This window comes from Roseiarcus sp., from assembly GCF_052145395.1.
Taxonomy (GTDB): Bacteria; Pseudomonadota; Alphaproteobacteria; order Rhizobiales; family Beijerinckiaceae; genus Roseiarcus.
This window is the reverse complement of the sequence record NZ_JBKQOT010000486.1, coordinates 1-21,313: the sequence shown is the minus strand read 5'-3', so window position 1 is coordinate 21,313 and position 21,313 is coordinate 1. Positions and strand designations below refer to the sequence as shown.

The following is a 21,313-nucleotide window of genomic DNA, read 5'->3' as shown; positions in this document are numbered from 1 at the left end:
CTGGCGCCGACCTTTTCCGCTCAGAAGAGCCCGCAGAACGCGATGAAGCTCGCGGTTTATTCGATGACGCCGGTCTGGCTCGCGGGCGTCTTCGCCCTGATTCCGGGCCTCGGATTCCTGAGGCTCGTCGCGCTGATCTACAGCGTCTACGTGTTCTGGCTCGGCCTGCCGGTGCTGATGAAGTCCCCGCCCGACCAGACTGGCCCCTACGCGCTCGCCGCCGTCGTCTGCGCCATCATCCTGTCGATTGTCGTCTCGGCGATCGTCGGGCCGGTACTTTAGGCCGGCCGCAAGATCGAAAGTGTGCCCATTCATCCGGACCGACGATTCAGCAGTTGGGGGAATCGTGTGGTTCGCGACGGAACGCGAACGGTGACTTCCTACTTGCACCAGACGAGCCATCGACCGAACCGGCGCACCTTTCAGGCAAAGCCGGCTTTCGCCAGCAGCCGGAAGAAGAGGCCGCTCGTCGGCCCGGTTTGACGTCTCGACGCCGCCATTCTCGCGCATGAATGTGGTGGGATCGGCGGCGCGCTTCCCCTTGCCTTCGATGTAGGCCCCGAGCCGACGAGACTCGGCGACGACCTGCGCGCTCGCCGGGCGGCGCACCGCATCGTAGCGCGCGAGGCCGTCCTCAACGTCCCCGCCGGCGAGCGCTGCGGCAAGTGAAGGTTTGACCGTCGCGACCCGATTTCATCGTTCTTTACACCAGCCGACCCGCTCCTCGTTCGCGCCGGCCGTGGGCTGGCACCGACGCCCCGCAACAGGCCGTTTACCTCTTCGGCCTCGCCTGCGCCCATTGGATCGCGACGGAGCGGGACGGAGAGGGCGGCTGAGGCCGATCGTTCTGCTGGCCAGCCTCACCCCTCCCTGGGTCCGCCTCGGATCGAAGCGAGCCGGCGGACCCCATGAACGCCCTATCGGCCCACGACCGCGGCGCCCCCCGGTCTCGAATGGGGGTAGAGCGCTTCGATCTCCTTGGCGAATCGGGCCTCGATGTTGAGGCGCTTGTTCTTGAGCGTCGGGGTCAGCAGGGTCGACTCGACGGTCCAGGGGTCGGTCGTCCAGTGCACCGCCCGCGGCGTCGCGTAGGCGGGGAAGCTCTTCACCGCCTCCCGGATCCGCGCGAGCAGGAAGTCCGAATGGACACGTCTCGCGCTGGGGTCCGCGTCGTCGGGGAGCCCCCGCTTCTCGCGCGCCCAGACCTCGGGATCGAGCGCAGCGACGACCGCGAGGTATGGACGGTTCTCGCCCAGCACCATGGCGTTCGCGAATAAGCTGTCGGCGAGGATCGCGGTCTCGAGATCGCCAGGCGAGACCTTCTCGCCGGTCGAGGTCACGATGATCTCCTTGATGCGGCCGGTGATGGTGATCCGGCCGTCTTCGATCCGCGCCTGATCGCCGGTATGCAGCCAGCCGTCGGGCTCCTTCGCCGCCCGCGTCGCCTCGGGCTTGCCCCAATAGCCAACCATCACGTTCGGCCCGCGAACCAGAAGCTCCGCGTTCTCGCCGAGCTTCGCCTCGACGCCGGAGAGCGGCCGCCCTACCGATCGGACATCGTTCTCGTCCGGCGTGTTGACGGAAACGACGGGCGAGGATTCGGTCATCCCGTAGCCCTGCAGGACGTCGAGGCCCAGCGACAGGAAGAGCCGGATAACCGGCTCGCCGATCGGGGCGCCGCCGGTGAAGGCGATGCGCAGCCGGCCGCCGAAGATCGCACGCACTGGCAGGGCGACGGCGCGCTCGAGCGCCGGCCATGCGGTCTGGTCCTCTGCGGACGGCTCCTCTCCCCGCTGGCGCGCATCGAAGCGCCTGCCGCCAACGGCGAGGGCGAGGTCGAACATCTGGCGCTCCGCCGGCCCGAGCGCCGCCCGCCGCTCCATGATCGCGGAATAGAAGCGCTCGTAGATGCGCGGCACGGACACGACGACCGTCGGGCGCACCTCTCGGAAATCGTCGCCGAGTTGCCTGGTCGAGCGTGCGAACGCGACCGAGGCCCCGGCCGCGATCGGATAATAGTAGCCGCAGGTGCGCTCAAGCGTGTGCGACAAGGGCAGGAACGACAGGAACACGTCCGAGTCCGCGGCGGGCAGGCGCTCTGCGACCGCCTTGACGTTGGCCACAATATTGGCGTGTGAGAGCATCACCCCCTTGGGCCGCCCGGTGGTGCCCGAGGTGTACACCACCGCCGCGAGATCGTTCGGGTCGATGGGGACCGCGCCCTCCGGCTTCGCCTCGCACGTTCCGGAAGAAATCCATTCGTCAAAGGCGATGACGCGGCCGTCCGGCGCCTCCGCGCCGGGTTCGCCGGTCGAAACGATTACGCGCCTGAGCTGCGGCCCAACGTCGCCCGACTTCAGAATCGTCCGCCATCGCTCGACGGAATCGACGAACATGAGAGCAGCGCCGCAATCCCGCAGGATGTAGGCGATGCTCTCGGCATTATCGAGCGCGTGCATCGGCACGGGAACGAGACCTTCGGCGAGGGCCGCCTGGTCGATCTCGACATGTTCGACGCCGCTCGGCAGCAGGATCGCGATCCGATCGCCCTGAACGACCCCTTCGGCCTTCAGAGCAAGGCGCCGCCGTCGAACCTCCTCGCCGAACGCTCGCCACGATAGGCTCTCCCAGGCGCCGGTCGCAGGGTCGAAGCGGCGATAGGCCTCGCGGGAGGGCGTTCTGCGGACGCGCCGCTCGAGCAACTCGGGCAGCGTCCGGACGCGGGACAGATCGGCGGCCTCAATCGACGCTCCGGAGGCGATGGAGTTGCTGGACTGCGAAGGCATTGCACTTTTATCTTCTGTTTTATAGACCCGTGGAGCCAGCTGAGACCCCGACAGCGCAGGTCGCCGCTAACCGGGTCTCAAGTTTGAAAACCAATACGCGCCGCTAGGCGGCGATAAACCAGCGTCGAGGCGGCAGGAAGGCGGCGGGCTTCACCCTTTCCTCTTTCGCTCCCGGAACGCCTTCGCCCAGCCCGAGTAGGCCTCCTGCCGGCCGCGCGCCACAGCGAGCGCATCGGGCTCGATGTCCTTGGTGATCACGGAGCCCGAGCCGACATAGGCGCCGTCGCCGATCTTGACCGGGGCGACCAGGGCCGAGTTCGAGCCGATGAAGGCGCCCGCGCCGATGTCCGTCCTGTACTTGCCGAAGCCGTCGTAGTTGCAGGTGATCGTGCCCGCCCCGATGTTCGCGCCAGCCCCTATCCGGGCGTCGCCGATGTACGTCAGGTGATTGACCTTCGCTCCCGCCTCGACCGTCGCATTCTTGACCTCGACGAAATTGCCGATCCGCGCCTTGGCCGCAATGTCGGCGCCGGGCCTGAGTCGCGCATAGGGCCCGATGGAGGCGCCCCCCGCGACGCGCGCCCCTTCGAGATGCGAAAAGGCGTGGATGGTCGCGCCGTCTTCGATCGTGACGCCCGGACCGACGACGACGTGCGGCTCGATCAGCACGTCGCGGCCGATTTTCGTGTCCCACGACAAGAACACCGTTTCGGGCGCCGCCAGCGTCGCGCCGTCGATCATCGCGCGGCGGCGCAGCCGCGCCTGCATCGCGGCTTCCGCTGCGGCAAGCTGCACGCGGTCGTTGACGCCCATGACTTCCGTCGCGTCCGCCTCGATCGCCCGCGCGACAAGGCCGCGCGCGGCGGCGATCTCGACGAGGTCCGTCAGGTAGTACTCGTTCTGCGCGTTCAGCGGCGTCACCGCGTCCAGCATCGCCAGCGCCAGAGCGCCGCCGAACGCCACCGGGCCGGCGTTGCAGAGCCGCGCCGCCCGTTCCAATTCGGTCGCGTCCTTGTGTTCGCGGATCGCTTCAAGCCGCCCGTCCCGCTCGATCAGGCGGCCGTAGCCGGTTGGATCCGCGGGCGCGAAGCCAAGCGCAACCAGGTCCGCGCCCTTCGCCAGCCCGGCCCGGAGCGCCGCGAGCGTCGCGCCGCGCACGAGCGGAATGTCCGCATACGTGACGAGAATGTCGTCGTAGCCGCGGACGATCGCCTCGCGCGCCGCAAGGACCGCGTGCGCCGTTCCCCGGCGCTCCCTCTGGACATAGATCTCCGCGCCTGGCGCAGCCTTTCGCGCAGCCTCGGCGACGTCGTCCCGGTCAGGCCCGACGACGACCGCGACGTCATCCGCTCCGGCCTCGTGGGCAGCCGCCAGCGCGAGCGCGATCATCGGCTGGCCTGCGACGGCGTGCAGCACTTTCGGCCGGGCCGAGCGCATGCGGACCCCCTCGCCGGCCGCGAGGACGATGGTGAGGCAGCGGCGGACGTCGAAACTCATGCTGGGGCTCCCGGTCGGCGCAAGTCGGCGCGCCGTACGGCGCACCCCCTGGCCGGATATCGCGCCGGTTCTAGCGCCGGCCAAGCGGTCAAGCAAAATCGCCTCCCCCAGCTGACACAAAAAGCGTCTCGCTGCGGCGCGAAATAGCATATAGAAATAAGCGGCTGGAGGCGGCGCGCGGCGCGAGGACGGGCGTTGTCCTCACCAGGCGCTGATCCCCTGCGTGTGTCGAAATGGAACGCCCGAATGTCCGCTTCTCCGCGGTCCCGATGGGCGGCGAGCGAACGAAGCAATTACCATGGCGCCGCAACGTCGCGAATTTCTCGGTTGGGCGATGGGCGGAGCCCTGACTGCGGCGGGAGCGCGCCTCGGCGTCGGCCAGACTGCGGCCGACCCGCTCGCTCAGCCGGTTCCTTTCGCCGCCGACACGGTGCTGAAGGCGGCGATGCTGCTTGCGGCGTCGCCCTACAAGGCTCCCGATGCGCCTCTGCCATCCGTCTTCTCGGGGCTTGCCTTCGACCAGTACGCCTCGATTCGCCGCGCGCCGGGAACGGCGATCTGGGCCGACGAAAAGCTCGACTTTACGCTCGAGCCCCTGCACAGGGGCTTCGTCTACACGACCCCGGTCGCGATCAACATCGTCGAGAACGGCCAGTCGCAGCGCGTGATCTACGACCCCGCGGATTTCGACTTCGGCAAGCTTCAGCCGCCGACGCCGCCCGGCGACCTCGGTTTCTCGGGCCTCAGGATCCTCGCCGCCTCGGACCAGGGCTTCCAGGACGCGGCCATCTTCCAGGGGGCGAGCTTCTACCGTTCGCGCGCCCGCGGCCAGAATTTTGGCGTCACCGCGCGAGGACTCGCGATCCGGACCGGCGACGACCCCGGCGAGGAGTTCCCGCTGTTCCGCGAGTTCTGGGTCGAAAAGCCTGCGCCGGCCTCCGATACCCTGACGATTCACGCCCTGCTCGATTCGCAGAGCGTCACCGGCGCATTCCGTTTCACCGTCCGCCCGCTCGAGACCACCATCATCGACACCGAAATGACGCTGATTGGCCGCGCCGCAACCGACAAGCTGGGCATCGGGGCGATGGGCGCCGGCTATCTGTTCAGCGGCCTCGATCATCGGCGGCCCGACGACTGGCGCGCAGCGGTCTACGAGTCGACCGGCCTGCAGATGCTGACCGGAAACGGGGAGTGGATCTGGCGGCCGGTGTCGAATCCGGAAACCCTGCAAATCTCCGCCTTCTCGGACGTCCATCCTCGCGGGTTCGGTCTCATCCAGCGTTCGCGGACCTTCGACGCGTTCTACGATGACGAGGGCCGCTGGGAGCTCAGGCCGACGCTGTGGATCGAACCGATCGGCGACTGGAGCGAGGGCGACCTGCGCCTGCTCGAGATCCCGGTCGCATCCGAGAACAACGCCAACATATTGGCGCAGTGGCGGCCGAAGACGGGGATCGCCGCCGGCGGAACGCTGTCGCTCGCCTACCGCCAGTTCTGGTGCTGGACGCCGCCCTCGAAGCCGGATCTCGCGATCTGCACCTCGAGCCGCGCCGGGAAGTTCAACGGCAAGCCGCGGTTCGCCGTGGAAATGACCGGCGACGTCTTCGCCGATCCGCAAAAAGCCGCCGCAGCGGTCGCCGACTTGCACGCCAGTCCGGGAAAGATCGTCTCCGTCAAACTCTTCCCGTATAAGGATCGGCGTTCCGTGCGTGTCATGTTCGACCTCGACCCCGGCTCCGAAGCGTTTTCCGAGCTCAGGCTGACGCTGAACCTGGACAATCAGGCGGTTAGCGAGACATGGCTTTATCGATGGAGAGCGTGACGCTGAGGCCGGCTGAGGCGCCGGGCGACGCGGGCCCGTCGTTGGGCTCCTCGCTCGGCGCCTCGATGCCGGGCTATGCGCCGTTGGCGATGCCGGCGCAGTCGTTTCGCAAATTCTCCAAGAGCCAGCGGCGGGCGTGGATCCATCCAGATCTCGCGGCGACCCCGATCCTAGCCCGCCTCGGCGTGTTCGGCGGGGCAATCGCACTGACCCTCTACGGCGTCCACCAGATGTACAAGGTCGTCGGCGTCGGAACGACGACCGCGCTCGAATGGGTGCTGGTCGTCCTCTTCGCCATCACCTTCTCCTGGCTGTCGCTCTCCTTCACCGCCAGCGTCGTCGGCTTCGTCTGGCTCATCGTTCACAGTCGGAAGCGCTTTCCCCTGCCCGCCTCGCTCAGCGAGCGCACCGCGGTCGTCATGCCGATCTACAACGAGGCGCCGTCGCGCGTGTTCGGCGCGATGCAGGCGATCATCGAGGATGTCGAGCGCACGGGGCTCGGCGGCGCCTTCGACTATCTTTTCCTGTCGGACACCACGGACGGCAACGTCTGGATCGCCGAGGAGCGCGCTTTCCTGGCCATGCGCGAACGGCTGCCCGCGGCGCGGGTCTACTACCGGCGCCGGCGCAAGAACACGAGCCGCAAGGCCGGCAACATCGGCGATTTCGTGACCCGCTGGGGCGGGCACTACGCGCATATGCTCGTCCTCGACGCCGACAGCGTGATGTCGGGCGACGCGGTGGTGCGGCTGGCTGCGGCGATGGAGGCCGATCCTGACAGCGGCATCATCCAAAGCCTGCCGCTCATCATCAACCGCAACACGATGTTCGCGCGCGTGCAGCAGTTCGCGGCGCGGATCGCCGGACCCGTGTTCGCCGCCGGGCTCGCCGCATGGATGGGGCGCGACGGCAACTACTGGGGCCACAACGCGATCATCCGCACCCGGGCCTTCGCCGATCATTGCGGCCTGCCCGATCTTCCCGGCCGGCCGCCGTTCGGCGGCCATATTTTAAGCCACGACTTCGTCGAGGCGGCGCTCATTCGGCGCGCCGGCTATTTCGTCTACATGCTGCCGACGCTCGGCGGCTCCTACGAGGAAAGCCCGCCGTCGCTGATCGACCTCGCAGCGCGCGACCGACGCTGGTGCCAAGGCAACCTTCAGCACTCGCGCGTCATCGGCGCGCGGGGATTCGTCTGGGCGACCCGGCAGCATTTTGCGACCGGCATCATGGGCTACCTGGCCTCGCCCCTGTGGATGCTCCAGCTGCTTGTCGGCATCGTGCTGGTGCTGCAGTCGCACTACATCCGGCCCGAATACTTCACTGCGGACTTCTCGCTCTTTCCCGCATGGCCGCGGTTCGACTACGAGCGCGCGCTGCAGCTCTTCGCACTCACGATCGCCATCCTGCTCGCGCCGAAATTCCTCGGCCTGATCCTGGCGCTGGCGGACGGCCCGACCCGCCGCGGATCGGGCGGCGCGCTGGCGCTGATCTCCTCGACCCTCATCGAGATCCTGATCTCGGCCGCCCTCGCGCCGATCATGATGATGTTCCAATCGGGATCGGTGCTGCAGATCCTGTCCGGCCGGGACACCGGATGGAACCCGCAGCGCCGCGACGACGGTTCGATCCCCTTCACCAGCATCGCGCGCCGGCACCGCTCTCACGCGCTGCTGGGCGTCGTCACGCTGTTCGCCGCCGCGCTCATCTCCCCGTCCCTGGTTCTGTGGATGTCGCCGACGATCGCCGGTCTCGTCCTGTCGATCCCGCTCTCCTGGGCGAGCGGGCAATTGTGGATCGGCCTTGGCCTCAAGCGGATCGGCCTCCTGCTCACGCCCGAGGAAACCGCGCCGCCGCCGGTCGTGCAACGCGCCAATGCGCTCGCCGAGGAGTTGGCGCGGACCGGCCGCGACCATGACGACGCGGTCCTCTCCATTCACGCCAACGCAGAGTTCCGCGCCATTCACGAGGCCTTTTTGCCGGAGAAGCCGCGTCACCGTCTGGGCGAGGTCGACGTCGACGCGGCGGTGGCGACGGTCAAGCTCAACGACGCCGAGACGGTCGAGGACGCCTGTGCGTGGCTCAAGCCCAAGGAGCGGGTCGCGGTTCTCGCCGACCGTGCGCTGATCGCCATGCTCGTGCGCCTTCCCCACGCCGAGGAGCAGGGCCGCCAGGGTGGCTGACGCCGCTGCCTGTCAGACCGCCAGGCGCGAAGCCGGACGCGCCCGGTCGAACAGCGGGAAGAGGACGATCCCGGCGACAAAGCCGCCGACGTGCGCCATCCAGGCGACAGGCATGTCGGACAGGCCCAGCGACTGGGCGAAGGCGCCGAACAGGAAGTTCGTTGCAAACCAGATGACGAGGAACACGCGTGGGCGAGGTTCTGCGACCATCGCGCGGAGGGAAGCGGCCGGGATCGCCTCGATCTCGACGCGCCGGGGCGTGGCCGGTCCGAGCGGCGCCCCGGGTTCGAACATGAAGCGGGTCGCCGCGCCCATGAGTCCCGAATCGGCGCCGGAGGCCCCGATCAGCGGCATGAACTCCAGCGGCGCGACCGCCCACTGCGCGAGCGCTGCGGCGATCGCGGTCACGCCCATGAACACGAGAAAGCCCGCGGCGCCGAATCGCCGCGCGACCGGCGGACCGAAGGCGAAAAGCCAGACGGTGTTGAGCAGCACGTGGGACCAGGCGCCGTGCAGAAAGGCGTAGGTGACGAGCGTCCAGAGCTTCGCTCCGCCGCCGAGCGCATGCAGGTCGCGCATCGCGCGAACCTGATCGAGCGTGGCCGGATCGGTATTGGCCCGGATAAGCAGATCGATAGCGCGCGCCGGCCAGATCGACACGGTCAAGCGCCCCGGAACAAACGCGTAGTCGCGGATGATCAGGTCCTGGACTTGCGGGCCTGCCCAGTCAAACGCCGCATAGAGGACGACGAGGAGCACGGCGAGTCCCACGACGACCGCCGGCGCGTTGAAGATCGGCTCGCGGCCTGGCCCCGCGTTGCTCGGCATTCCGTCCATCCGTGTCGAAGCCCTTCGTTTGCCCCAGCGGCTTGGCGGAAATCGTGTCAAACTGCAACTTTGTTCGGAAACGCCGGCGCCGGGAAAAGGCTCGAATCGACTGCATTATTGTTAATTCGAGAGCGCCGGGGGTAAAGCGGGGCCTACTCCTTGTCTCGCGATGAAACGGCATGTTCCCTGCACCCTGGCTTGCGGGCAGGCGCAATTCCGTCTCACGTTCCTTTGTGAGACGCGCGCCGACCCTCCATGTGGGAGAGGATGATGAGACATGCTGTCTCGAATGAGCTCTACGCCTATTGGCGCGCGCTCGGCAAAGGGGGTTGCCCTCCCGAGCGCAACGCCCTCGAACCCGGCGCAATCCGGGGCGTTCTGGCCGACACTTTCGTGCTCGACTTCGACCCGGCGGGTGGATTCCCCCTCCGGATCTCCGGCTCCAAGGTCAACGCTGTCTTCATGAGGGAGTTGCGCGGCGCCCCATTTCTGCACATCTGGCGCGAGTCTGACCGCGGCAAGATCAAGGCGATCCTGCAAGCTGCGGCGGACGAAGAGGCGGCGTACATTCTTCGCGCCGAGGCGCGTCCGGCCGGCGCGCCGCCGGTCGACATCGAGGTGACGTTGCTTCCCCTGCGACACCACGGCGCGACCCACGCCCGCATGCTCGGCTCGCTCGCGGCCGGCTCCGACGCCGACTGGCTCGGCCTGATCGGCGCCGCCCCGGCGGCGCTGACGGCCTGGCGCCTTCTCGAGCCTGGTTCGGCCGCGGCGTTTCGGGCGCCGCCGATGCGCGCGCCGGCGCGCCTCGGCGCGTAGGCGGGTTGGCGCGCGCGACGCTCGAGGCGCGGAAGGTGGAGCCTCCCCTCTCCCCTTTAGGGGGCGATGGGGAGCTGCGCCCGCCGCTAAGCGCCGGCGTCGATCCGTTTCAGGCCGGCGGCGTAACGGCACCAGTTCTCGACATAGTGCGCCGCCGATTGGCGCAGCGCCTTCACTGCGTCGGCGTCGAGCGTCTTCGTCGCTTTCGCCGGCGACCCGATGATCAGCGAGTGGTCGGGAAATTCCTTGTGCTCGGTGATCAGCGCCCGCGCGCCGACAAGGCAGCCGCGGCCGATCTTGGCGCCGTTGAGGACCACGGCGCCCATGCCGATCAGCGAGCCGTCGCCGATCGTGCACCCGTGCAGCGTCGCGTTGTGTCCGACCGTGCAGTCTTCCCCGACCGTCAAGGGGAAGCCCATATCGGTATGCAGGATGCAAAGGTCCTGAATGTTTGAGCGCGCGCCGATAACGATCGGCTCATTGTCGCCGCGCAGCACCGCCCCGAACCACACGCCTGCGTCCTCGCTGAGCCGGATATCGCCGATGATGTCCGCGTCGGGCGCAATCCAGTAGCGGCCCTCCGCCGGCAGCGTGGGCTTCACGCCATGAAGCGAATAGAGCGGCATAAGGGTCTCCGGGATCAAGGGATCGAAGGCGGGCGCGCGCTCACTCTTCGTCGAGATCAATGTCGAGAATAGCCATTTGCAGCGTGAAGCTCGAGCCCTGCGGATCGTCCGCTGAAATGACGCCCAAAAACTCCGAACCGTTGTTGAGCTCGACCGAATCCGTCTTCTTGTGCCGGGCGATGATGGTCAGCTTGTCATTCTCGAACAGCTTCCTCAGGTAGTCCTGCAGCACGGCGCGCCCGACCGGCAGCTTCATCTCGAAGGCGAACGACCGGTCGCCGTCCTCGTCGTCGACCGTGATCGACCCGATCTTGCGCTCGCCGAGCAGGACGTCGGCGGCTTCCGCCGATTGCGAACTCGGCGTCACCTGCAAAGCCTGCGCGCCGAACGACTTGCGCAGGAATTCGCGCAGTTTGACGATCTCAGCTTTATCCACGACCCTGCCCTCGCGTGTTCCTAGGGCGCAGGCTTTGCCAGATGCGCGGGCCGCGGGCAAGACGCTGAAGCGGCGGCGGCCGCTAGCGTTCATGGTCCGACGCTTGACCGCCCGAGCCTGTCGCGAAAAGGTCGACCCCAATGGCCCCGGTCCTTCACTCCCGGTGAGGAAGGGCGGATTGTGATTTCTCGAAAGCCGCCGCTGGGGACAGACGCGACGCCCAATGAGCGGTCGTTCCCGGACGGCCCCGCAGCCGTCCGAACCTAAGCGCGCGTTCCTTGTCCGCTTCGCTCCCGCAAGGCGGTCGGCTATCGCACCTGCTCCATGAGCGAGAGCAGTGTGGGCGGCGCGTGCACCGGTGCGCACGACTTGTCGCCGTCGACGAAGAACAACAGACCATCGAGGTCGCCGCGATCTTGCGCAAGCACCGCGCTGTCACCGTGCGGCAGGCCAGATGGCGCCTCGGGGTTCATTGCGTAGACCCCGCGAAGGAACCGCCACTGATCCGGGGTGATCTCGATCAGTTTGCCATCTTGACCATTGATCGCAGCGCTTAACTTCGCGAGTCCGACGCAGCGATCGACGAATTCGGCCCCGAGAGCGACTTTCGGCGCGAGCATGCGAGCGCCAATGACGAACAAGAAATGTCTAGTCGACATGACCGCCTCCACCTGTCTTGGGGCAGAGGCTGGCGTTCAACGACGCATCGACGCATCCGACGGTCGCTCTCACCCCAAGCCTTTCCTTACCGCCCTTTGCCCCTGCGAAAATCTCGGCGCCTTCGTCGGAGCCATTCCTTGGGAAGTTGGCGCTGGACAGAGACGACGTCTGAGTTCCGAGCGCTTCGTCGTAGCCATGATCAGGTGAACTTGGATCGAGCGGCCGGATCTCCGACACGAACCCGATGAACGTGGCGCAGAGCATGCCCACGAAGGCGAGCACAAACGACCGTATCCGGACTTCCGATCGATCGGACGACGGCTCGGACGGAAGTTTCGCCGGACGCTCTTGTCGACGAAACCGGACCAGCGCTCCATCCTGGCGGGCTATCTCTGCCGGAAGCTCATCCACTGCAAGCCTGGGTGACGCGCCCGCACAATCCGCCGCCGGCAAATGTCCATCGCCCCAGGCCGAGGCGTCCGATTGGGTCCCCTGTTTGGAGGGAATGCGCACTGCGAAAGTTTCGATCTTTGCAATGTTCATTGCCGGTCTTCCGTTCGAAGGACAATCGCGGCGCCTCGTCCGCTCCGGGCGGGTGAGCGAAGAACAGGATCCCGGCGCTCGCGCACCGCTCCGCGGACAAGAACGCTGCGTCTTTAGGTAACGGCGGAACGATCGACGTTCTCTCCGTATTGGCGTTGCTGTTGCTGTAAGACGGAAATGATAAAATCAGGAGCGCGAAGCGCAATCTATTGCACAATGGTGTCGCCGATACTTTGGTATCTCGTGCATCGTGCTCGGCGGACGCATTGGCTCGCCGGCGTCAAGCGTTTGCGAACGCGCGGCTCCGAGGACCGGCTCGTCGCGCGGTGACGGCGGCGCCGTGCGCTTACGGCGCGAATTCGTCTCGCTCCATCCGCGCGAGCGGCAAGGTGAAGCTGAATTTCGCTCCGCCGCCGGGGTTTGTCTCCGCCCAGATCGTCCCGTAATGGGCCTCGATGATCGAGCGGGAAATCGACAGTCCGACGCCAAGCCCGCTCGATTTCGTCGACGTGAACGGCACAAAGAGGTCGGCGTTGGCCTGCTCCAGAATGCCATGCCCGGTGTCCATGACCTCGGTTCGGATCATGCCGTCCAAGAGCGCCGTCGAGATGGTGACCTTCCTTTCCTTCGATCGCTCCATCGCCTCCATGGCGTTCCGGATCAGGTTAAGCAGCGCCTGCTCGATATGGATGCTGTCCGCGAAAACCTCGTCCTCGGCCGCGTTGAGGAGGAGAACGATCTCGACGCCGGCCTCGCGCGCGGTCGGCGCGGCGAGGTCGCAGGCGCGCCGGATCAGCGCATGCAGGCTATGCTCGACCCGGTTCGGTTCGCCCCGCGCCATGAATTCGCGCAGGTGGGCGATGATCTGCCCCGCCCGCATAAGCTGGGACGAAGCCTTGTCCAGCGCCTCGGCGAGCGCAGGCCTTGGAGGATGCGACGCGTCGGCGACGAGCTGCCGGGCGAGGGAAAAGTAGTTCGACGCCGCCGCGAGCGGCTGGTTCAGCTCGTGGGCGAGCGAGGTCGCCATGCCAGCCATCGAGTCGAGGCGATTGGCGTGGAGCCTGTTGAGGCGCGCCTCGAACCGCCGCCGCTCGCTGAGGTCGCGGATGAAGCCGATGAACAGGCGCTCCTTTCCGTGCCGGGTCTCCGACACGGCCAGCTCCGCCGGGAACTGCGAACCGTCCTTGCGGCGGCCCTCAACCTCGCGGTTTGAGTTGATAATCCTGGCTTCGCCGGTTCTGAGGTAGCGCTCGATATAGCCGTCGTGCTGCGAACGCTGCGGCTCGGGGGCGAGCGTGTTCACGTTCCGCCCGATGAGTTCCTCCTCGGCGTAGCCGAACATTCGGGTCGTGGCCGTATTCGCCGATTGGATGGACCCGCGCTCGTCGATGGTGATGATCGCGTCGGCGACGCCGTCGATGACGGCGCGCAGGCGCGCCTCGTTCTCGCTCACGACCTCCCGTGCGCGGCGGCGTTCGCCGATGTCGACGAAGGTGACGACCACGCCGTCGATTCTGTCCTCGACCGTCCGGTACGGACGCAGCCGCATCAGATACCAACTGCCGGCGCGGCTGCGCAGCTCGCGCTCGCTCGAGACGAGATCGCGCAGGACCTTGCGCGCGTCGTCGCCGAACTCGTCGTAGTCGAGGCGGTGGGTGAAGTCCGTGATCGACCGGCCCTCGTCGCCGGGCTCGATGTTGAAGATCTGCGTGATCGGCGGGGTGAAGCGATTGATCTTGAGTTGGGTGTCGAGAAAGAGGATGCCGACGTCCGTCGCCGCCATCAGATTCTGGATGTCGCTGTGAGCGCGCGAGACGCTGTCGAGCTTGGCTTTCAGTTCGCTGTTGACCGTCTGAAGCTCCTCGTTGATCGATTGCAGCTCCTCCTTGCTGGTCTCCAGCTCTTCGGCGGTCGAGCGGTATTCCTCGTTGATCGACTGGAGCTCCTCGTTGGCGGCCCGCAGCTCCTCGTTCGCCCCCTCGTATTGCTCGCGGGAGCTCCGAAGCTGCGCCTGGGTGAACTGCAGCTCCTGCTGGAGCTGATGAAGCTGCTCGGGCTGCGCACGCTCGAGGCCCGCCGCAGTGGTCACGTCGCCCAGCGTCTCGCCTTCGAAAAAGAAGACGATCGCCGTGCGTCCGGCGCCCGCTTCGTTGCTCAGGGGCTTCGCCTGCAGGTAGACCCTCCGCGCGGCGCCGTTGAAGCGGACGGCGATCGGGGCGCTCAGACTCGGCCCGTTGCCGGCGAACGCATCATGGAGCGCGGCGCGCAGGTCGAACCGAAGCTCCTCGCGGGCCAGCTCCGTGATGTCGTTGACCAGCGTCCCGGCCGAGGGTTGCAGGTACCGTCCCGCCTGCTCCGAGAGATGCACGACGCGATAGGACTCGTCGACGACCGCGCTCGGCGGCGCGAGCCGCTCAAGCGCCTCCTTGTGAACTCCGGCCTCGCTTTGTCTGCGGAAAGGCTGAGGCGATCGCTGCGGGAGCGTCTCGACGCCGAACACCGGAGGCCCGATCCGCGGCGTCACCCGCATGTCGGCCGCAATCGGCGTACGCTGGTAGATTCGCGCCTCGCGGTCGATCGCGCGGAACATGCCGAGGGGGCTCTCGGCGGTTTCGGACGATCCCAGGAAGAGGTAGCCGTCCGGCCTCAGGGCGAAATGAAAGGTTGCGCAGACTTGGTGCTGCAACTCGCGGTCGAGGTAGATGAGCACGTTGCGGCAGGAGATAAGATCGGCGCGTGAGAAGGGCGGGTCCTTCAAGAGGCTGTGGCGCGCGAACAGGACGACTTCGCGGAGGTCCCGTGTGACGCGGTAATGGTCGTTCTCGCGGGTGAAGAAGCGCCTCAGCCGCTCCTCGGTGACGTCGGCTTCGACAGCCAGGGGATAGCGGCCCTCGCGGGCGATCAAGAGAGCGGCCTCGTCAAGGTCGGAGGCGAACACCTGGATCTCGCAGCGGATGTCGCGCCTGGCCTGCTCCTCGAGGAGCAGGATGGCGACCGAATAGGCTTCCTCGCCGGTGGCGCATCCTGGAATCCAGGCCCGCACCGAATCGCCCGCGCCCTTGTCCTCGAACAGGCTCGGGATCACGACGGCCGCCAGCCTCTCGAAAGCGGCCGGGTCGCGGAAGAACGTCGTCACCGAAATGAGAAGATCGGCGAACAGCGCCTGCGCCTCGGCCCCGTTCTCGCGCAGGATCGTGAGGTAGTTGTCCATCGTCGCCGCCTGCTGCACCTGAATGCGCCGCGCGATTCGGCGGCGGACGGTCGATTTCTTGTAGCTCGAGAAGTCGTGTCCCGTCCGCACGCGCAGGTGCGAGAGGATCCGTCGCATCGTTTCGCCGGCGCCCTCGTCCGTCACCTCGGCCCGCAGCCGGGGACGCTCGCCGATGAGTTCCGGCAGCTTCATCGCGATCTGGCGGACCGGAAGGACGAAATCGGCGAGGCCGGTCGCCACGGCGCTCCGCGGCATCGAGCTGTATTCGGCCTCCTCGGGATCCTGGACCAGAATGATGCTGCCTGCCTCTTTCGCCGCCTTGATCCCGAGGGCGCCGTCCGATCCGGCGCCCGAAAGGACGATGACGAAATCGTCGCCCCGCTGCGCCGCGAGCGAGCGGAAGAAGAGGTCGATCGGCGCGCGCTGCCAGCGCGGCTCGTCGAAGTCGGCGAGCGCAAGATGCTGGTCTGTGGCGAGAAGCTGCCGGTTCGGAGGGATGATGTAGACGCGCCCCGCTTTGAGCCGCGTGAGGCCGGTGACTTGGGTGACCGGCATCCGCGTCCGCGCCGAAAGGATGTTCGGCAGTTCGCTGTCGTGGGTCGGGTCGAGATGCACGACGACCACGAAGGCCGCGTTCACTTCGTTGGGCAGGCTTTCAAAGAATTGCTGCAGCGCGCGGACGCCGCCCGCCGAGGCGCCAATGCCTACGGTCGGAAACCGCTTCGCCGGCGCTTCGCCGCCTTGCTCGGGGCTCGCGGCCGCATGATCGTTTCCGGGCATCGTGAGGGCCTCTTCGAGGTTGCCGAGAATAATCAACAATCATTCCCGACGGACCGGCGTTCCGCCTCCCGTTCCGGACGGTAAAGTAGATAGTTTTCAGAACGACCGAAAGGCGAAAAGGCGTAGCGGTGACGGCGAAATCGGCCGTACGACCGGGCAAACGACAGTCGGCTCGACCGGTCCGCGCCCTCTTCCGGCCATAAGGTCGCCAGGAATGCTCGTCAGACGGACGTCTACCGATCCTGTGGCTTCGCCACGTTTCGACCACGCTATCGCCGCGAAGCCCCATTAGCCACGGCTCCGGCGGGACTGGAGCGGCAGATTGCGGACAACGTTCGCATCGACGGGCGCACGCAGGACGTCGCGTGAGGACGAGTTCGACGACGGTCGTCGGATCGCCCTGTTTCTCGACGTCGACGGCACATTGCTCGACCTCGCCGAGCGCCCCGACGAGGTGACGGTTCCGCGCGGACTTCTTGCCTCCGTCGCAGGCGCGCAAGCGAAGACGGGCGGCGCGCTGGCGCTCGTCAGCGGCCGCACGATCGCCGATCTCGACCGGTTTTTCGCCCCTTTGCGGCTGCCCGCGGCCGGGGTGCACGGCGCCGAATTGCGGCTCGATCCGGGCGAGGGCGTCATTTCGCCGCCGGGGACAAACCCTCTGCCGCCCTCCCTCTGGACCGCGCTGACCGACCTTCTTCAGGGCTTCCCGGGAACGATCGCCGAAAATAAGCGTTTTAGCTATGCGGTCCATTACCGCCTGGCGCCGGCCGTCGGCGACGTCCTGCGGAGGCGACTGGCGACCCTCCTCAAGACCGCGCCGTATTCGGGAATCACGATGCTTGAAGCCCATTGCGCGTTTGAACTGAAGACCCGGGAATTCGACAAAGGGCGCGCCATCGCCACATTTCTGTCTGCGCCCCCTTTCCTGGGGCGCACGCCAATCTTCATCGGCGACGACGACACCGACGAAGCGGGATTCGCGGTCGTCTCGGCGCGCGGCGGACGCGCCTTTTCCGTCGGCCGTCCCCGGCCGGGCGCCACCGCCACCTTCGGGAGCCCGAGCGAGGTTCGCGGCTGGCTCGCCGGTTTTGCAGGTGTTGGCGCGTCCGTATGACCGCTCCCGACGCGTCGCGGCGTCAGCCGCTCGATCTCGCCCTGATCGGAAACAGCTCCGTGGCCGCGCTGGTCGACCGGGATGCGCGCATCGTCTGGTGGTGCTTTCCGCGGTTCGACGGCGACCCGGTGTTCTCGCGCCTTCTGGCGGGCGAGGAGGAGAAGGGATTTTGCGACGTCATCCTCCACGGTCAGACGTCGATCGAATCGCGTTACGTGCGGAACACGGCGATCGTCGAGTCGATCCTCACCGCCGCCGATGGCGCGACCCTCCGCATCACCGACTTCGCGCCGCGCTTCGACCGTTTCGAGCGTTCCTTCCGGCCGCCGCAGATCGTTCGGAGGCTCGAGCCGCTCTCCGGCATGCCGAGGATCGCCATTCGCGTGCGGCCGACCCACAATTATGGCCGCCCCACCGCGAATCCCGTGCTCGGCTCCAACCACATCCGCTACGTCGGCGGCCCGCATGTCATGCGGCTGACGAGCGACGCGCCGCTCTCCTACATCGCCAACGAGATCACTTTCCCGCTCACCCACCCGGTGAGCCTGATCTTCGGTCAGGACGAGCCGTTCCTGACCGCCATCGACGCGACGAGCCGGGAGTTCCTCGAGCACACGCGCGATCATTGGCTCGACTGGTCGCGAAATCTCGCTGTGCCGTTCGAGTGGCAGGAAGCCGTGGTGCGCTCGGCGATCACGCTGAAGCTTTGCTCCTTCATGGAGACCGGCGCGATCGTCGCCGCGCACACAACATCGATCCCGGAAGCGCCGGGCACCACCCGCAACTGGGATTACCGCTTCTGCTGGCTGCGCGACGCGTATTTCGTGGTCGACGCGCTCAACCGGCTCGGCGCCACGCAGACGATGGAGTCCTATATCCACTACATCACGACCATCGCCATCGACCGCGGGGCGATGCAACCCCTGCACGGCATCATCCCGTTCACGCCGCTTGAGGAGCATATTGCGCCTGATCTTGCCGGCTATCTCGGGCACGGCCCGGTCCGGGTGGGAAATCAGGCGGTGAGCCAGACGCAAAACGACGTGTACGGCAGCGTGGTCCTGGCGGCGGCGCAGATGTTCGTCGACGAGCGCATTCCGGCGATGGGCGACGAATCCTTGTTCCGCATGCTGGAAACGCTGGGCGCAAAGGCGCTGGCGTCGGCTTTCGAGCCCGACGCGGGCCTTTGGGAATACCGCACCCGCGAGCGCCCACACACCTATTCGGCGACCTTGTGCTGGGTCGCCTGCGACCGGCTCGCCCGGATCGCGCGCCGGCTCGGCCTCATCGACCGCGCCGTCTACTGGAGGTCCAACGCCTTCGCCTTGCGTGAGAAGATCCTCACCGAGGCCTGGGACGAGAGCCAAGGCGCGCTGACCGGCGCCTTCGGCGAGCCGGCGCTCGACGCCAGCGTGTTGCTTGTCGCCAAGCTCGGGCTCCTTCCCGCAAACGACCCGCGGTTCGTGCGGACCTGCGAGGCGATCGGGCGGACCCTTGTGCGCAAAGGCCGGATCATGCGGTACACCGCGCCGGACGATTTCGGTCCGCCCGAGACGGCCTTTCTCGCCTGCAACTTCTGGTATGCTGACGCCCTCGCCTCGATCGGCCGCCCTGACGAAGCGCGGCAACTGTTCGAGGCGATTCTCGCGTGCCGGAACGCCTATGGGCTCTTGTCCGAGGACATTCACCCGGACAGCGGCGAGCTCTGGGGCAACCTGCCGCAGACGTATTCGATGGCGGGTATCATCAATACGGCGACGCGTCTGTCGTCGAGTTGGGAGGAAGCATGGGCTCGCGCTTGATCATCGTCTCCAATCGCGTCGCGGCGCCGGATCCGAAGGGAACCCCGGCCGCGGGCGGTATGGCGGTGGCGGTGAAGGCCGCCCTCAAAAACCGCAACGGCATCTGGTTCGGGTGGAGCGGCGAGGTCACGGAGGAGCCGAACGTCGAGCCGAAGGCCGTCGAGGTCAAGAAAGTGACCTACGTCCTCATGGACCTGTCGAAGAACGACGTGCAGGAATACTACAACGGCCTCGCCAACAGCGTCCTGTGGCCGATCCTGCACTATCGCGGCGACCTTCAGGAATACTCGCAGGTGGACGCGACCGGGTATATTCGCGTCAACCGCATGTTCGCCGACCAGCTCAGTCCGCTCTTAAGGGAGGACGACGTCGTCTGGGTGCACGACTATCATCTGATGCTGCTCGGCCGCGAGTTGCGCGCCCGCGGCCATCGCAACCGGATCGGATTCTTCCTGCACACGCCGTGCGCGCCGCCGGACATTCTTCAGACTCTTCCGCTGCATCACATCATCTTCGGCAGCCTCGTCGAATACGACCTGGTCGGCTTCCAGACCACGAACGACCGCGACAATTTCGCCCGCTATCTGGAGACGCTCGGCGCGGCCAAGCGCGGCGACTCCTACCAGATGAACAGCCGGCAGGTGCGGCTGGGAACCTTCCCGGTCAGCATCGAGACGAAGGCCTACATGCGTCTTGCGCGCAACGCGGGCCGCTCGGCCATGATCTCCCTCGTCAAGGAAAGCCTGGCGGACAACCGTCTGATTCTCGGCGTCGACCGGCTCGACTACTCGAAAGGCATTCCCGACCGCATCAAGGCGTTCGAGCGCTTTCTCGAGAACTTCCCCGAGTGGCGAGGGAACGTGACGCTTCTGCAGATCACCCCCAAGAGCCGGACCGAGGTCAGGGAATACGGCGAGATCGAAGCGGAGGTGACGGGCCTCATCGGCAGAGTCAACGGCCGCTTCGGCGACGCCGCCTGGACGCCGATCCGCTATGTCAACCGCTCCTATTCGCGCACCGTCCTCGCCGGCATGTACCGCGCCGCCGACGTCGCGCTGGTGACACCTCTCCGCGACGGCATGAATCTCGTGGCCAAGGAGTATCTCGCAGCGCAGGACCCGGACAATCCGGGCGTGCTCGTCCTCTCCCAGTTCGCCGGCGCGGCGCGCGAGCTCGATCAGGCGCTGCTCATCAACCCGCACGAGATCGACGCGGTGGCGGCGGCGATCAAGCGCGCGCTGGAAATGCCGCTCGAGGAGCGGCGCGAACGGCACGCGCCGATGCTCGAGCATCTGAAGAGCCACGACATCACCCAATGGGCGGAGGACTACCTCACCAACCTCGCCGACGAGCGCTCGGCTCGCCGTTTGCTCAACAGCCTGCGCACGTTTTTCGGGACGCAGCAGGGCCGCGAGCCGATGGCCACGCTGTAGCGCCTCGACGCCGCCGGCGCGAGACATTTGGATTTCCTCAGGCCTCCGCAGGGACAGGCGCGGGCTCCGCGAATCTGCGGATTCGGCATGTTGGATTTTCTTGGAATTCCTTGGATTCTCTCGACCGAAATGAGCCTTTTCAATGGGTTACGCGCGACCTCGCGCCATTTTTTTTCGTCGTGCGGCCCATCCCCGGGTAAAAGTCCGCGTCCCGTCCGGAACGGTGTCGATCCGCTTGCGCTTGTTCTGAGGTTCGCATGAAGGGATCATACCAATTTTTCTGCTTTTCCGCAACAAAAAGTCGCGCCGTCGCCATTCCCGCGCGTGGAGAGCGCCGGCGCCGTTCTCCGCATGAAGACAAGGGACCGGCGAACGCCAAGCTTACCGCGGCGCCCCGATCGCTTTGACGCTCTCGAGGGCGAGGGCGCGGCGCCATTGCGGCCAGGATCCAGGCGAAAACGGCCAAGTCCGGGCGGCGCTGGCGATGATTCTCGTCGCGGCGCGCGAAGACCGGATCAATAGTCCGTGCCGACCGTGTCCCAATGCGTGGTGTAGCTCTTTGAGCATCGTCGTTCACCGGCATGGCCGGGGTGATCATCCGGCCACGGCGGGCAGGATGACGATGGGATTATCGCTGACGGGGGCAATGGTTTCCAGCGTCATGTATCGGGCGCACTGGACGGCCCATTCGTCGTTTTGCTCCATCAGGATGGAGCCGACCAGCCGGATGATCGCGTCGTCGTTTGGGAAGATGCCGACGACGTTGGTTC

The 21,313-nt window shown here is 66.7% G+C and carries 15 protein-coding genes; 7 read left to right on the top strand and 8 right to left on the bottom strand.

Annotated features, from left to right (window positions below):
* On the top strand, positions 1–282 hold a 282-nt coding region (locus tag ACLP25_RS16570; RefSeq protein WP_442470282.1), incomplete at its 5' end, for a YIP1 family protein.
* Between the two features lie 635 nt (positions 283–917).
* Here the strand turns inward: ACLP25_RS16570 and ACLP25_RS16565 are convergent.
* Positions 918–2,786: an AMP-dependent synthetase/ligase gene (locus ACLP25_RS16565; protein WP_442470281.1), complete on the bottom strand. Its 1,869-nt coding sequence runs from the start codon at positions 2,784–2,786 to the stop codon at positions 918–920.
* Positions 2,787–2,936: 150 nt separating this feature from the next.
* Positions 2,937–4,283, bottom strand: a complete 1,347-nt coding sequence (gene glmU, locus ACLP25_RS16560) for a bifunctional UDP-N-acetylglucosamine diphosphorylase/glucosamine-1-phosphate N-acetyltransferase GlmU (RefSeq protein WP_442470280.1) — start codon at positions 4,281–4,283, stop codon at positions 2,937–2,939.
* A 298-nt stretch (positions 4,284–4,581) separates the two neighbouring features.
* On the opposite strand from glmU, the gene ACLP25_RS16555 reads away from it, so the two are divergent.
* A complete protein-coding gene (locus tag ACLP25_RS16555) occupies positions 4,582–6,108 on the top strand; it encodes a glucan biosynthesis protein (protein WP_442470279.1) in 1,527 nt (508 codons plus the stop codon).
* Positions 6,084–8,291, top strand: coding sequence for a glucans biosynthesis glucosyltransferase MdoH (gene mdoH, locus ACLP25_RS16550; protein WP_442470278.1), 2,208 nt, complete (start codon positions 6,084–6,086; stop codon positions 8,289–8,291). Before ACLP25_RS16555 ends, mdoH begins: the two co-directional genes overlap by 25 nt.
* Positions 8,292–8,303: 12 nt before the next feature.
* Here the strand turns inward: mdoH and ACLP25_RS16545 are convergent, their stop codons facing one another.
* Positions 8,304–9,119 carry a rhomboid family intramembrane serine protease gene (locus ACLP25_RS16545; protein ID WP_442470277.1) on the bottom strand — a complete coding sequence of 272 codons (816 nt, stop codon included), beginning with the start codon at positions 9,117–9,119 and terminating at the stop codon, positions 8,304–8,306.
* Positions 9,120–9,389: 270 nt separating this feature from the next.
* Here ACLP25_RS16545 and ACLP25_RS16540 point away from each other — a divergent pair, with 270 nt between their 5' ends.
* Positions 9,390–9,938 (top strand): PAS domain-containing protein, encoded by a 549-nt coding sequence (locus ACLP25_RS16540; RefSeq protein WP_442470276.1) that lies wholly within the window; start codon positions 9,390–9,392, stop codon positions 9,936–9,938.
* 86 nt (positions 9,939–10,024) lie between these two features.
* On the opposite strand, the gene ACLP25_RS16535 is transcribed toward ACLP25_RS16540, so the two are convergent.
* The 4 genes from ACLP25_RS16535 to ACLP25_RS16520 all read right to left on the bottom strand — a co-directional run bounded on the left by ACLP25_RS16535 (position 10,025) and on the right by ACLP25_RS16520 (position 16,230).
* Positions 10,025–10,564 carry a gamma carbonic anhydrase family protein gene (locus ACLP25_RS16535; protein ID WP_442470275.1) on the bottom strand — a complete coding sequence of 180 codons (540 nt, stop codon included), beginning with the start codon at positions 10,562–10,564 and terminating at the stop codon, positions 10,025–10,027.
* Between the two features lie 40 nt (positions 10,565–10,604).
* Entirely contained in the window at positions 10,605–11,000 is a 396-nt protein-coding gene (locus ACLP25_RS16530; RefSeq protein ID WP_442470274.1) for a DUF3126 family protein, read from the bottom strand.
* Between the two features lie 308 nt (positions 11,001–11,308).
* Complete coding sequence (locus tag ACLP25_RS16525; RefSeq protein WP_442470273.1) at positions 11,309–11,620, bottom strand: hypothetical protein; 312 nt, start codon at positions 11,618–11,620, stop codon at positions 11,309–11,311.
* A 929-nt stretch (positions 11,621–12,549) separates the two neighbouring features.
* Positions 12,550–16,230 (bottom strand): chemotaxis protein CheB, encoded by a 3,681-nt coding sequence (locus ACLP25_RS16520; RefSeq protein WP_442470272.1) that lies wholly within the window; start codon positions 16,228–16,230, stop codon positions 12,550–12,552.
* A gap of 286 nt (positions 16,231–16,516) precedes the next feature.
* Between ACLP25_RS16520 and otsB the strand changes: the two genes are divergently transcribed.
* The 3 genes from otsB to otsA are packed head-to-tail and all read left to right on the top strand — an operon-like array spanning position 16,517 to position 20,543.
* Positions 16,517–17,308: a trehalose-phosphatase gene (gene otsB, locus ACLP25_RS16515; RefSeq protein WP_442470271.1), complete on the top strand. Its 792-nt coding sequence runs from the start codon at positions 16,517–16,519 to the stop codon at positions 17,306–17,308.
* On the top strand, positions 17,305–19,110 hold the full coding sequence (locus tag ACLP25_RS16510) for a glycoside hydrolase family 15 protein (protein WP_442470270.1): 1,806 nt from the start codon (positions 17,305–17,307) through the stop codon (positions 19,108–19,110). The genes otsB and ACLP25_RS16510 overlap by 4 nt, the downstream gene beginning before the upstream one ends.
* On the top strand, positions 19,095–20,543 hold the full coding sequence (gene otsA, locus ACLP25_RS16505) for an alpha,alpha-trehalose-phosphate synthase (UDP-forming) (protein WP_442470269.1): 1,449 nt from the start codon (positions 19,095–19,097) through the stop codon (positions 20,541–20,543). Before ACLP25_RS16510 ends, otsA begins: the two co-directional genes overlap by 16 nt.
* Positions 20,544–21,137: 594 nt before the next feature.
* Here otsA and ACLP25_RS16500 read toward each other — a convergent pair.
* On the bottom strand, positions 21,138–21,313 hold a 176-nt coding region (locus ACLP25_RS16500), incomplete at its 5' end, for a transposase (protein WP_442470283.1).

What these genes read in the sequence shown, in the direction of transcription:
- ACLP25_RS16565 (WP_442470281.1), bottom strand. Translation starts at nt 2,786, where the DNA reads ATGCCTTCGCAGTCCAGCAACTCCATCGCCTCCGGAGCGTCGATTGAG.
- glmU (WP_442470280.1), bottom strand. Translation starts at nt 4,283, where the DNA reads ATGAGTTTCGACGTCCGCCGCTGCCTCACCATCGTCCTCGCGGCCGGC.
- ACLP25_RS16555 (WP_442470279.1), top strand. Translation starts at nt 4,582, where the DNA reads ATGGCGCCGCAACGTCGCGAATTTCTCGGTTGGGCGATGGGCGGAGCC.
- mdoH (WP_442470278.1), top strand. Translation starts at nt 6,084, where the DNA reads ATGGCTTTATCGATGGAGAGCGTGACGCTGAGGCCGGCTGAGGCGCCG.
- ACLP25_RS16545 (WP_442470277.1), bottom strand. Translation starts at nt 9,119, where the DNA reads ATGCCGAGCAACGCGGGGCCAGGCCGCGAGCCGATCTTCAACGCGCCG.
- ACLP25_RS16540 (WP_442470276.1), top strand. Translation starts at nt 9,390, where the DNA reads ATGAGACATGCTGTCTCGAATGAGCTCTACGCCTATTGGCGCGCGCTC.
- ACLP25_RS16535 (WP_442470275.1), bottom strand. Translation starts at nt 10,564, where the DNA reads ATGCCGCTCTATTCGCTTCATGGCGTGAAGCCCACGCTGCCGGCGGAG.
- ACLP25_RS16525 (WP_442470273.1), bottom strand. Translation starts at nt 11,620, where the DNA reads ATGCTCGCGCCGAAAGTCGCTCTCGGGGCCGAATTCGTCGATCGCTGC.
- ACLP25_RS16510 (WP_442470270.1), top strand. Translation starts at nt 17,305, where the DNA reads ATGACCGCTCCCGACGCGTCGCGGCGTCAGCCGCTCGATCTCGCCCTG.
- otsA (WP_442470269.1), top strand. Translation starts at nt 19,095, where the DNA reads ATGGGCTCGCGCTTGATCATCGTCTCCAATCGCGTCGCGGCGCCGGAT.